Genomic DNA, 11,898 nt, shown 5'->3' with positions numbered 1-11,898 from the left:
ATGGCCGCGTAGCGCATCGCCTCGTGCAGCCGCGCCGGCAACCGGTCCGCGGCCGGCAACGCGGCCGCCAGCGCCGCCTCGGTACGGGCGGCGCGGTCCTGCATCCACTGCGCGAAGGCGGTCATTCGGTATCTGCCTGGCTGCCGGGCTCGGCCAGGGGCTTGAGCGCGTCGCCCTCGAGCACCTTGACCTGCTGCTCGATGCGCTCGAGCATCTGCTGGCAATACTTGACCAGTTCGGCACCGCGCCGGTAGGCCGCCAGCGATTCCTCCAGCGGCAACGCCCCGCTTTCCATGCTGGTGACCAGCGCTTCGAGCTCGGCCATGGCGGCCTCGTACGAGGCTGGCGGCGCGCTGGTGGGAACCTGGTCGCCGTCGCCGGCCGGCACGGTGGTTGTCTTTGGCATATGGGGTTTTGATCCAGAAACCGCGATTTTACGGCAAATCGTCCCGGCCAAGCCCGAACCGATGGGGGGATCGGCGCGGCCCGGCCGGCACACCGTGCGGCATCGCGTGTTCGTGAGCACAAAACGCCACATCGAGGCCAGCCAATGTTCGCGGCCGCGCCAAAAAGGCAAAAAAATCAGGCCCTTATCCCCGGGCTGGGGTACAATCCCCGGTTCGTCAGCGAAAACCGCGGCACCATGCCACGGGCTCCCGGTCTGACCGTCTTTCCCATATCGATTTCAATTTCGATGGTTGGGTTGTTCACTGCTTTCGCCTGTTTATTAGGGAGTGGGGATAATGTCCAATCTCAGCACCGCGCTGAAGCTTGCGCCGGCTGATACACAGCTGCCCGTCCGTGCGTACTTCGACGAGGCCTTGCATCAACAGGAACTGGATCTGCTGTTCAAGAAGGGCCCCGCCTATGTCGGCCACGCGCTGATGGTGCCCGAAGTCGGCGACTACCATACGCTGGCCGCCGAGGAAGAAGGCCGCATGCTGGTGCGCAATCCGGAGGGCATCGAGCTGATGTCCAACGTCTGCCGCCACCGCCAGGCCATCATGCTGAACGGCCGCGGCAACGCCTCCAATATCGTCTGCCCGCTGCACCGCTGGACCTACGATCTGAAGGGCGAGCTGCTCGGCGCGCCGCATTTCGCCCAGCAGCCCTGCCTGCACCTGAAACGTTCGCCGCTGCAGAACTGGAACGGCCTGCTGTTCGAGGGCGAGCGCGACGTGCGCGCCGATCTCGCACGCCTCGGCGTCTCGCAGGACCTGAACTTCGACGGCTACATGCTGGACCACGTCGAGGTCCATGACTGCGACTACAACTGGAAGACCTTCATCGAGGTCTATCTCGAGGACTACCACGTCGTGCCCTTCCACCCGGGCCTGGGCAGCTTCGTCTCCTGCGACGACCTGAAGTGGGAGTTCGGCGAGCAGTACAGCGTGCAGACCGTCGGCCTGCACGCCGGCCTGAAGCGGCCCGGCAGCGCGACCTACCAGAAGTGGCACGACGCCGTGCTGCGCTTCAACAACGGCGAGCTGCCCAAGCATGGCGCGATCTGGCTGACCTACTACCCGAACGTGATGGTCGAGTGGTACCCCAACGTGCTGGTCATCTCGACGCTGCACCCGATGGGCCCGCGCAAGACCCGCAACGTCGTGGAGTTCTACTACCCCGAGGAAATCGTGCTGTTCGAGCGCGAGTTCGTCGAGGCCGAGCGGGCCGCCTATATGGAGACCTGCATCGAGGACGACGAGATCGCCGAGCGCATGGATGCCGGGCGGCTGGCGCTGATGAAGCGCGGCGAGAACGAGGTCGGCCCGTACCAGTCGCCGATGGAAGACGGCATGCAGCACTTCCACGAGTGGTATCGGCGCGCGATGGGGTCGGCTGCTTGAGCGTCAAATGAGCGTCCAACGAGCGTCGAATGAGCGCCAAATGAGCATCAAATGAGCGGCGGGCACCGTGCCGCGCCCTCCGGCAAGACGGACCGCCACGGCGGTCCGTTTTCATTCGCGGCCGCGTAGCTGCCGCTGCCAAGCACGCAATGGGCGATGACCGCCCATCGGACTTTGGTGCAATGCATCAGCACTGCTACAATCGGCTCGCCAAAGCGGCTGCGACCTCACTTGCCGCCCGGCACGCTGCCGCGCCGCCAGGCGCCGCGCCGCGGTTCCCGAATTCCCGCCGTCCTCGCCTTCCCTCGCCATGCAATCGCTCTGGATGCTGTTCGCCGCCTTCTCGTTCTCGCTGATGGGGGTGGGCGTCAAGCTGGCTTCCGAGATGTACACCACCGGCGAGATCGTCTTCTACCGAAGCCTGATCAGCATGCTGATCATCTGGGCGATCCTGGCCTCCAGCGGCATCTCGGTGCGAACGCCGCATATGACCACGCATATCAAGCGCAGCCTGTTCGGCGTGACCGCGCTGATGCTGTGGTTCACCTCGATCAGCCTGCTGCCGCTGGCCACGGCGATGACGCTGAACTACATGTCGCCGGTCTGGATCGCGCTGATCGTCGGCGCCGGCGCGGCGCTGGCGGGCACCGCCGGCGGCGCGGACCGCAAGCTGATCGGCGCCATCGTGATGTCGTTCGCCGGGGTGATCTGCCTGCTGCAGCCGTCGGTCGGCAAGGATCAGCTGACCGGCGGCCTGGTCGGGCTGATCTCCGGCATGTTCACGGCGCTGGCCTATGTCGAGGTGCGGCAGCTCGGCCAGCTGGGTGAGCCCGAAGGCCGCATCGTGTTCTATTTCTCGCTGGTCGGCACGCTGGCCGGGGTGGTCTGGATGATGTTCTCGGGCGTCAGCAGCCACACCTGGCACGGCGCCGGCCTGCTGCTGGGCATCGGCATCCTCGCCACCCTCGGCCAGACCGCGATGACGCGCGCCTACAAGCGCGGCAACACGCTGCTGACCGCCAATCTGCAATACGCTGGCATCGTGTTCTCGAGCCTGTGGGGCATGATGATCTGGGACGACGCGCTGAACTGGCTGTCGTGGCTCGGCATGGGCCTGATCATCGCCAGCGGCATCGCCACCACGCTGACCCGCGCGCGCGAGAGCACCAGCCAGCCGACGGCGGCGACGCCGGTCAAGTCGGCCGAGGCGGAGGTGCATCCCGAGGTGTAGGTCTCAAGGCCCTGGAACTCCCCTCTCCCGCTTGCGGCAGAGGGCTTGGGGGAGAGGGAGGCGGCGGTGGATCCGCGAACGTCAGCGGCAATGGCCAACGCCCAGTCCCTCTCCCCGGCCCTCTCCCGCAAGCGGGAGAGGGAGAACACCCCGGCGAATGGGCTAGGCGAGCAGGCCTGCCCCCCCGCGTCAGCCTCGCTCCGATGGCGGCAGGCGCCACTTTCGGCGATCATCGGAATTCCTCGACGATCCGTCGCCACTAGACAGGTTTTACGATGCCCCAAGCCGTTTGGACCACGCTGATCTCCTGCGCCGATCTGCAGGCGCTGCGCAAGGATGCGGGCCGGCACAGCGTGCTGATCGATTGCTCCTTCGACCTGGCCGATCCGGCCGCCGGCCGCGCGGCCTACCACCAGAGCCATCTGCCCGGCGCCTTCTACCTGCATCTCGACAACGAGCTGTCGGGCGAGAAGACCGGCCGCAACGGCCGTCATCCGTTGCCCGATCCCGACGCGCTGACCGCGCGCCTGCGCGCGCTCGGCGTCAACGACGACACCCAGGTGGTCGTCTACGACGCGCAGGGCAGCATGTACGCCGCGCGCGCCTGGTGGCTGCTGCGCTGGATCGGCCATCCAGCGGTGGCCGTGCTCGACGGCGGCAAGCAGGCCTGGGTCGCCGCCGGCCTGCCGCTGGAGAGCGGCACCACGCCGGAACCGGAAGCGCACGCGGGCGGCCATCTGACGCGCCGGCCGTCGCTGGTCGGCACGGTCGATGCCGATACGCTGATGGCCAATCTGCAGTCGCCGAGCCTGCAGGTGGTCGATGCCCGCGCGCCGGATCGCTTCCGCGGCGAGAACGAAACGCTGGACCCGGTCGGCGGCCATATCCCCGGCGCGGTCAACCGCTGCTTCAAGGACAATCTGCAGCCCGACGGCCGCTTCAAGCCGGCCGAGACGCTGCGCGGCGAATTTGGCGGCGTGCTGGGCGCGACCCCGGCCGAGCGCGCGGTGATGCAGTGCGGCTCCGGTGTCACCGCCTGCCACAACCTGCTGGCGCTGGAAGTGGCGGGACTATCGGGCGCGGCGCTCTACCCCGGCTCGTGGAGCGAGTGGTGCGCCGATCCGGCGCGGCCGGTCGCGACCGGCGAGCGGTAAGCCGGCGCTAGCGACGGCAGCCGCCCGCGTGGCGCGGCGGCTGCAACAGCTCAGTGGTCGGCATGCGCGTGCGCATGGCCGGCTCCGCCATGGCCCGCCTCGCCGTGGCCGTGGTGATCGTGGACGCCGTCGGTCACCCAGACGATCGCCGCGATGCCGGCGGCCACCAGCACCACCTGCACGATCGACTCGCGCCAGCGCGGCTTGCGCTGCATCTGCGGCATCAGGTCGCTGACCGCGATATAGAGGAAGCTGCTGGCGGCGATCACCAGCACATACGGCACCCAGCCGCTCATCTCGTCGAGCAGGAAATACCCGACCAGCCCGCCCGCCACCGCGGCCAGGCTCGACAGCAGATTGAAGGCAAAGGCGCGCGCCTTCGAGAATCCGGCATTGAGCAGCACGATGAAGTCGCCGACTTCCTGCGGGATCTCGTGGGCGGCGATCGCCAGCGCGGTGACGATGCCGATCTTGGGATCGGCCAGGAACGCCGCGGCGATCACGATGCCATCGGCAAAATTGTGGAAGGTATCGCCGACCAGGATCGTCAGGCCGCTGCGGCCAGCCTCCTCGCGATCATGGCCGTGATGGTGATGATGGCCGTCGCCCTCGTGATGGTGCGAATGGCGCAGCAGCGAGATCTTTTCCAGCAGGAAGAAGCCGAGCAGGCCAGCGAGCAGCGTGCCGAACAGCGCGCGCGGATCGGCGCCCGAGGCGAACGCCTCCGGCAACGAATGCAGCAAGGCGGTGGCCAGCAGCACGCCGACCGAAAAACTGACCATGCGCTCCACCGCGCGCGACGCCGCGGTCAGCGACAGCAAGGCGGCACCGAGAATGCTGCCCACGCCGGAAATCGTGGTGGCCAGCAGGATCAAGACGAGCGTGGAAAAGATGATGGGCTCCCGGAGGGTTCGCCCCTGCCCGTGTCGCGGGCCGCGCGGCCAGGCCGCATCGGTCCGTATAAACGCAACACTGTTGCAAGAGGCGCAAAGCCCGCATTGTACGGAGGTCGGGGGATTTTGCAATGGGCCGGGCTTCCGTTGCGGAAGCCGGCGCGTCACCGGGAACCGCCCGCTTGCCGCGGATATCCCCAAAATGGGTACGAACGTACCGAATCTGGGGATATGCCGGGAAGCGCTACGCCACCCCGTGCTCCTTGAACCACGCCAGGCACTTCTGCCATCCGTCCTTCGCGTCCGCCTCGCGATAGCTGGGCCGGTAGTCGGCATGGAAGGCGTGGCCGGACTCGGGGTAGACGATGAACTTCGAGGCCTTGGCGGCCGGATTGTTGGCCGCCGCCAGCGCCGCCTTCATCCTGTCGACGGCTTCCAGCGGGATGCCGGTGTCCTTGCCGCCGTACAAACCCAGTACCGGCGCCTTCAGCTGCGCGGCGATATCGACCGCATGGCGCGGCTGCAGCGGCGTGGTGTCGCCGCCGAGCCGGCCATACCAGGCGACGCCGGCCTTCAGCTGCCTGCTGTGCGCGGCGTAGAGCCAGACGATGCGGCCGCCCCAGCAGAAGCCGGTGATGCCGAGCTTGCCGACATTGCCGCCGTTGGCGCCGGCCCATGCGACCGCCGCATCGAGGTCGCCCAGCACCTCGCTGTCCGGCGTCTTGGCGATGATCTCGCGCTGCAGTTCCTGGATCGTGCCGAAGCTGGTCGGATCGCCCTGGCGCGCGAACAGCTCGGGGGCGATCGCCAGATAGCCCTGCTTGGCCAGGCGCCGGCAGGTGTCGGCGATGTATTCGTGCACGCCGAAGATCTCGCTGATCACCAGCACCACCGGCAGGTCGAGCTTGCCTTGCGGCATCGCCCGGTAGATCGGCATCTTGAAGTCGCCGGACGGAATCGTGACCTCGCCGGCCGTCAGCCCTTCGAAATCGGTCTTGATCGCCTGCGCGGTGACCGGCAGCGCGGCGGCGGCGAAGGCAGAGCCGAGGGCGGTCTTGACGAAGCTGCGCCGGTCGAACGTCTGGCCGGGAACGAGGCTTTCCACTTCGGGCTTGAGCATGCGGGTCTCCTGATGTTGGCGAACGGGCGGACGCTGCGCCAGCGGACGGGCCGGGGCATCAGGAAGGCGATTCTAAGCAAACATGGTGTCCAGCGCACGCTGCAGGCGGCGGCCCGCGGGAGCCGCGCCGTCGCCTCGCTGTGCCTTGTCGCGCCTTGTCGCCCTGCCGCACCCCGCCGCACCTTGGCCACGCGGCGGCGAATCGCTCAGTGCAGCTTCACGCGCGGATGGGTCTTGCTGCGCAGCCAGTGGGCGACGGTATCGAGGCCCATGCGCACGGCGCCGTGCAGCGCCATCACATGCATCCGGTACAGCGAGGTGTACATCAGCCGCGCCATCAGCCCCTCGATGAACATCGAGCCGCCGATCAGCCCGCCCATCAGATTGCCGACCGCGGTGAAGCGGCCCAGCGACACCAGCGAGCCGAGATCCTTGAACTGGAATTCCGGCAACGGCCGTCCTTCCAGCCGCGCGCGCAGCGCGTCGTACAGGAAGCTGGCCTGCTGGTGCGCGGCCTGCGCGCGCGGCGGCACCGTGGTCTGCTTGGCCGGCCACGGACAGCTGGCGCAATCGCCGAACGCAAAGATGTCCGGGTCGTCATCGCTCTGCAGCGTCTGCCTGACGACGATCTGGCCCTGCCGGCTCAACGGCAGGCCGAGCGTCTTCAGCACCGGCGGCGCCGTGATGCCCGCCGCCCAGACCGTCAGCTCGGCCGGAATCCGCTTGCCGCTGGCGGTCAGCACCGCATCGGGCGCGATCTCGGTGACCCGCTCGCCGACCAGCATGCGCACGTCCAGCTTGCGCAGCAGCTCGGCGGTTTCCTTCGACACGCGCTCGGACAGCGCGGGCAGGATGCGCGGGCCGCCCTCGATCAGCGTGATATGGATGTCGCGGCGCGGGTCCAGGCGATGCAGCCCGTAGGCGTTCAGCACCTGCGCGGTGTTGCGCAGCTCGGCGGACAGCTCGACGCCGGTTGCGCCGGCGCCGACGATCACGACATCGACGTCGGGGCGGCCATCGCCATCGTCGTCGTTCCGCGCCAGCCCGTTCTGGGCCCGCACGCAGGCGGAAATCAGCCGGCGGCGGAAGCGCTCCGCCTGCTCGACGGTGTCGAGCGCGATCGCGTGCTCGGCCGCTCCAGGCGTGCCGAAGAAATGCGTGACCGATCCGATGGCCAGCACCAGCGTGTCATACGGGATCTCGCGCGCGGGCAGCAGTTCGATGCCGTCCTGGTCGACGCAGGCCGCGACCGAGATCGTCTTGCGCGCGCGATCGAGGCCGGTCAGCTCGCCCTGCTGGAACTCGAAGTGGTGCCAGAGCGCCTGCGCGGCATATTCGAGCTGGTGCGTGTTCTGGTCCATGCTGCCGGCGGCGACCTCATGCAGCAGCGGTTTCCAGATATGCGTGGGCGAACGGTCGACCAGCGTGACATGCGCGGCGCCGCGCTTGCCCAGCTTGTCGCCGAGACGCGTTACCAGTTCCAGCCCACCTGCTCCACCGCCGACTACGACAATCCGATGCGCGCTTGTTTGCATGTTCTATCCGTTCTGGATGGTCGGACCGCCGGCATGCCGGCGGGTACTGCCGCTTGCTTTGAATTGCTTCCGTTTGCGCCAGTTTGCTGCAATGCAGCAAAGTTGGCAAGACGGGGCCCGGCAGGCCCCTTTTGCTCAGTGGGCTTCTTCCCAGTTCGCGCCGACGCCGGTTTCAGCGACCAGCGGCACGCGCAGCTCGGCCACACCGCACATCAGTTCGGGCAGGCGCGCACGCACCAGTTCCAGCTCGGCCGTCGGCACCTCGAGCACCAGCTCGTCATGCACCTGCATGATCTGGCGCGTGCCGAGCGACTCGCGTTCGATCCAGTCCTGCACGGCGATCATCGACAGCTTGATCAGGTCGGCCGCGGTGCCCTGCATCGGCGCGTTGATCGCCGCGCGCTCGGCCGCCTGGCGGCGCGGGCCGTTGCCGCCGTTGATGTCCGGCAGCCACAGCCGGCGGCCGAACACGGTCTCGACATAGCCCTGCTCGCGCGCGGTCTGCCGCGTTTCTTCCATGTAGCGCGCCACGCCCGGATAGCGCATGAAATAGCGGTCGATATAGTGCTTGGCCGCCTCGCGCTCGATGCCGAGATTGCTGGCCAGTCCGAACGCGCTCATGCCGTAGATCAGGCCGAAGTTGATGACCTTGGCATAGCGGCGCTGCTCGCTGCTGACCGCATCGGCCGCCACGCCGAAGATCTCGGCCGCGGTGGCGCGGTGGATGTCGTCGCCGCGCGCGAAGGCGCCGAGCAGGTTCTCGTCGCCCGAGATATGGGCCATGATGCGCAGCTCGATCTGCGAATAGTCGGCCGACACGATCGCATGGTCCGGCGACGCGATGAAGGCCTCGCGAATGCGCCGGCCCTCTTCGGTACGCACCGGGATGTTCTGCAGGTTCGGCTCGGTCGATGCCAGACGGCCGGTCACCGCGGTGGCCTGGCCGTAGCTGGTATGCACCCGGCCGGTGGCCGGATTGACCATGCGCGGCAGCTTGTCGGTGTAGGTCGACTTCAGCTTGGACAGCGCGCGATAGTCGAGCAGCAGCCGCGGCAGCGGATAGTCCTCGGCCAGCTTCTGCAGCACCTCTTCGTCGGTCGACGGTGCGCCGCTGCTGGTCTTCTTGACGACCGGCAGCTGCATCCGCCCGAACAGGATCTCGCCGATCTGCTTCGGCGAGCCCAGATTGAACGGCTGGCCGGCGGCCTCGTAGGCGCGCTGCTCCAGTTCCATCATGCGCTGACCCAATTCGGCGCTCTGCGCGGCGAGGCGCGGCGCGTCGATCAGCACGCCGTTGCGCTCGATCTTCTGCAGCACCACCGACACCGGCATCTCGATGCGCTCGTAGACGTAGCGCAGGCCGTCGGCCGCCTCCAGCTGCGGATACATCTTGCGATGCAGGCGCAGCGTCACGTCGGCGTCCTCGGCCGCGTACTCGGTCGCGCGCGCCAGATCGATCTGGTCGAAGCACAGCTGGTTGACGCCCTTGCCGCAGACCTCTTCGTAGGTCAGCGTCTTCAGGTTCAGCAGCCGTTCGGCGAGGCTGTCCATGCCGTGATTGCGGTGCGAGGCCAGCACGTAGCTCTGCAGCATCGTGTCATGGCGAATGCCGCGCAGCGCGATGCCGTGGTTGGCGAACACATGGACGTCGTACTTCAGATGCTGGCCGACCTTGTAGCGCGCCGGATCTTCCAGCCACGCGCGCAGCCGCGCCAGCACGACGTCGCGCGGCAGCTGGCCGCGGCCTTCCATGCCGGCCACGTCGGGCCCCTGGTGCGCGACCGGGATATAGCAGGCGATGCCGGGCTCGACCGACAGCGAGATGCCGACCAGCTGCGCCTGCATCGGATCGATCGACGTGGTCTCGGTATCGATGCAGGTCAGCTCGGCGCGCTCGATCCGGCGCGCCCATTCCTCGAGCGCGGACTCGGTGACCACGGTCTCGTAGCGGATCTCGGCGGGGGGCGCTTCGGCCGGTGCTTGGTCTCCCGCTGCCGCGCCGGGACCATCGAACAGGCTGCCCTGGCCCGCGCCGTTGCGCGAGGCCGCGGCCGCGGCTTGCGCGCGCGCGTCGGGCAGCTTCTCGCCGGTCAGCTCGCGCAGCCAGGTCTTGAAGCCGTAGCGCGAGAAGAACGCGATCAGCTTCTCCTTGTCTTCGCCCATGTCGCGCAGCGCATGGAAGTCGGGGATCGGCTCGGACAGATCGCAGTCGATCTTCACCGTCACCAGCTCGCGCGCACGCGGCAGCCACTCGAGCGTGTTGCGCAGGTTCTCGCCGACCACACCCTTGATCTTGTCCGCATTGGCCATGATGCCGTCGAGCGTGCCGTATTCGGTCAGCCATTTGACCGCGGTCTTGGGACCGACCTTGGGCACGCCGGGCACGTTGTCGACCGCATCGCCGATCAGCGACAGATAGTCGACGATGCGCTCGGGCGGTACGCCGAACTTGGCCACCACGCCCGGCGGATCGAGGACTTCGCCGCTCATCGTATTGACCAGCGTGACGCTGTCGTTCACCAGCTGCGCCAGGTCCTTGTCGCCGGTGGACACCACGGTGCGGATGCCCTCGGCGGTGGCCTGGCAGGCGAGCGAGCCGATCACGTCATCGGCCTCGACACCATCGACCACGACGATCGGCCAGCCCAGCGCGCGCACCGCCTCGTGGATCGGCTCGATCTGCCTGGCGAGATCGTCGGGCATCGACGGGCGATGTTCCTTGTATGCGGGGTACAGCGCATCGCGGAAGGTCTTGCCCTTGGCGTCGAACACGCAGGCGCTATACTCTGCCGGGTAATCGTTGCGCAGCTTGCGCAGCATGTTGATCATGCCGTAGATGGCCCCCGTGGGCAGGCCTTCGCCGTTGCGCAGATCCGGCAGCGCGTGATAAGCGCGATACAGATAGCTCGACCCATCGACGAGCAGCAGTGTTTTAGGACTATCCGACATTCCCATGGACTCGAAATTGACTGGTGCCGCGGCAAGCGGTGATCCCACCGCCCCCGACCACGCCAACGGCGTGGCCGGCAGCCGCAGCAACCCCGTGACCGCGGCGGTCCGTGCCAACGAAGGCAAGATCACCACGGCTGCGGATATGGATGTGAACGTCACCGTCGGCCCCGCCGACGATGGCCCGGGCGATACCGCCTCGCCCGCCGATGCACCGGCGTCCGCCAAGGCGGCGCGGTCCAACCCGCGCAAGATGATTCCCAGCCTGCGTGCGCTGGCCGACGAAGACCGCGCGACCGCCAAGAAGGCGCGCGCCTCGTGGCAAATGTTCACGATTATGGCAGAGTTCATCGAGGCGACCGAGTACCTGTCCGAGGTCCGGCCGGCCGTCTCGATCTACGGCAGCGCGCGCCTGCGCGAGGATTCGCCTTACTACCAGCAGACCATCGATATCGCGCGGCTGTTCTCCGACGCGGGCTTCGCCGTGATCTCCGGCGGCGGCCCCGGCATCATGGAAGCGGCCAACAAGGGCGCGCACGCGGGCAAGTCCGCCAGCGTCGGCCTCAATATCGAACTGCCGCACGAGCAGCAGGGCAATCCGTATCAGGACATCGCCATGCGCTTCCGCCATTTCTTCACGCGCAAGGTGACCTTCGTCAAGAACTCGGACGCCTTCATCGTGATGCCGGGCGGCTTCGGCACGCTCGACGAACTGGCCGAGGTGCTGACGCTGGTGCAGACCGGCAAGTCGCGCGCGGTGCCGGTGGTGATGGTCGGCAGCCGCTTCTGGAAGGGCCTGCTCGACTGGTTCCGCTTCACGCTGCTGCCGATGGGCCTGATCGCCGAGCACGACCTCGATCTGATGCAGATCGTCGACGAGCCGCACGAGGTGCTCGAAGCGGTCTACGACTACTACGAGCGCCGCGGCGGCGATACGCCGATCCCGCCGAAGGAAGAGATGTTCTACCTGTGAGTGGCGCCGGCGGGCCGCCGCCCGCGTGTTCCGAGTGCCCGAACCGCCTCGCCACGGGCCCGCGGACGGCAGGAATTGCTAGAATGCAAGCCTGATGCCCGAGTCGCGCCTGGCCCCGCCGTCCGCGACGCCCATTCGGATGCGCCGGCACGCCGCGCGCATCGCACAGGAGCCCGAGATGACCTCACAATCCTTT

General features: G+C 67.6%; 9 protein-coding genes. 4 read left to right on the top strand and 5 right to left on the bottom strand.

What is annotated here, in order from left to right; all coding sequences use genetic code 11:
- Positions 1–121: 121 nt before the first annotated feature.
- Positions 122–406, bottom strand: coding sequence for an exodeoxyribonuclease VII small subunit (locus B551_RS04460; RefSeq protein ID WP_006578972.1), 285 nt, complete (start codon positions 404–406; stop codon positions 122–124).
- Between the two features lie 337 nt (positions 407–743).
- Between B551_RS04460 and B551_RS04455 the strand changes: the two genes are divergently transcribed.
- From B551_RS04455 to B551_RS04445, 3 genes are all read left to right on the top strand, one after another.
- A complete protein-coding gene (locus B551_RS04455; RefSeq protein ID WP_006578973.1) occupies positions 744–1,847 on the top strand; it encodes an aromatic ring-hydroxylating dioxygenase subunit alpha in 1,104 nt (367 codons plus the stop codon).
- 310 nt (positions 1,848–2,157) lie between these two features.
- Positions 2,158–3,078 carry a DMT family transporter gene (locus B551_RS04450; RefSeq protein WP_006578974.1) on the top strand — a complete coding sequence of 307 codons (921 nt, stop codon included), beginning with the start codon at positions 2,158–2,160 and terminating at the stop codon, positions 3,076–3,078.
- A gap of 275 nt (positions 3,079–3,353) precedes the next feature.
- A complete protein-coding gene (locus tag B551_RS04445) occupies positions 3,354–4,232 on the top strand; it encodes a sulfurtransferase (RefSeq protein WP_023263559.1) in 879 nt (292 codons plus the stop codon).
- Between the two features lie 50 nt (positions 4,233–4,282).
- On the opposite strand, the gene B551_RS04440 is transcribed toward B551_RS04445, so the two are convergent.
- The 4 genes from B551_RS04440 to polA form a co-directional block, all read right to left on the bottom strand.
- Positions 4,283–5,107 (bottom strand): ZIP family metal transporter, encoded by an 825-nt coding sequence (locus B551_RS04440; RefSeq protein WP_006579668.1) that lies wholly within the window; start codon positions 5,105–5,107, stop codon positions 4,283–4,285.
- A gap of 262 nt (positions 5,108–5,369) precedes the next feature.
- Positions 5,370–6,245: a dienelactone hydrolase family protein gene (locus tag B551_RS04435; RefSeq protein WP_006579667.1), complete on the bottom strand. Its 876-nt coding sequence runs from the start codon at positions 6,243–6,245 to the stop codon at positions 5,370–5,372.
- A gap of 206 nt (positions 6,246–6,451) precedes the next feature.
- On the bottom strand, positions 6,452–7,780 hold the full coding sequence (locus B551_RS04430; protein ID WP_006579666.1) for an NAD(P)/FAD-dependent oxidoreductase: 1,329 nt from the start codon (positions 7,778–7,780) through the stop codon (positions 6,452–6,454).
- Positions 7,781–7,915: 135 nt separating this feature from the next.
- Positions 7,916–10,729 (bottom strand): DNA polymerase I, encoded by a 2,814-nt coding sequence (gene polA, locus B551_RS04425; RefSeq protein WP_023263558.1) that lies wholly within the window; start codon positions 10,727–10,729, stop codon positions 7,916–7,918.
- A gap of 4 nt (positions 10,730–10,733) precedes the next feature.
- On the opposite strand from polA, the gene B551_RS04420 reads away from it, so the two are divergent.
- Complete coding sequence (locus B551_RS04420) at positions 10,734–11,702, top strand: TIGR00730 family Rossman fold protein (RefSeq protein ID WP_023263557.1); 969 nt, start codon at positions 10,734–10,736, stop codon at positions 11,700–11,702.
- Positions 11,703–11,898 lie beyond the last annotated feature (196 nt).

The organism is Cupriavidus sp. HPC(L), from assembly GCF_000307735.3.
Taxonomy (GTDB): Bacteria; Pseudomonadota; Gammaproteobacteria; order Burkholderiales; family Burkholderiaceae; genus Cupriavidus.
Note: the sequence above shows the minus strand (reverse complement) of the source record. Positions and strands in the feature narration are given on the sequence as shown.

Excerpts from the sequence above, each read along its gene's own strand:
- B551_RS04435 (WP_006579667.1), bottom strand. The coding sequence starts at position 6,245 with ATGCTCAAGCCCGAAGTGGAAAGCCTCGTTCCCGGCCAGACGTTCGAC.
- B551_RS04450 (WP_006578974.1), top strand. The coding sequence starts at position 2,158 with ATGCAATCGCTCTGGATGCTGTTCGCCGCCTTCTCGTTCTCGCTGATG.
- B551_RS04430 (WP_006579666.1), bottom strand. The coding sequence starts at position 7,780 with ATGCAAACAAGCGCGCATCGGATTGTCGTAGTCGGCGGTGGAGCAGGT.
- B551_RS04420 (WP_023263557.1), top strand. The coding sequence starts at position 10,734 with ATGGACTCGAAATTGACTGGTGCCGCGGCAAGCGGTGATCCCACCGCC.
- polA (WP_023263558.1), bottom strand. The coding sequence starts at position 10,729 with ATGTCGGATAGTCCTAAAACACTGCTGCTCGTCGATGGGTCGAGCTAT.
- B551_RS04460 (WP_006578972.1), bottom strand. The coding sequence starts at position 406 with ATGCCAAAGACAACCACCGTGCCGGCCGGCGACGGCGACCAGGTTCCC.
- B551_RS04445 (WP_023263559.1), top strand. The coding sequence starts at position 3,354 with ATGCCCCAAGCCGTTTGGACCACGCTGATCTCCTGCGCCGATCTGCAG.
- B551_RS04455 (WP_006578973.1), top strand. The coding sequence starts at position 744 with ATGTCCAATCTCAGCACCGCGCTGAAGCTTGCGCCGGCTGATACACAG.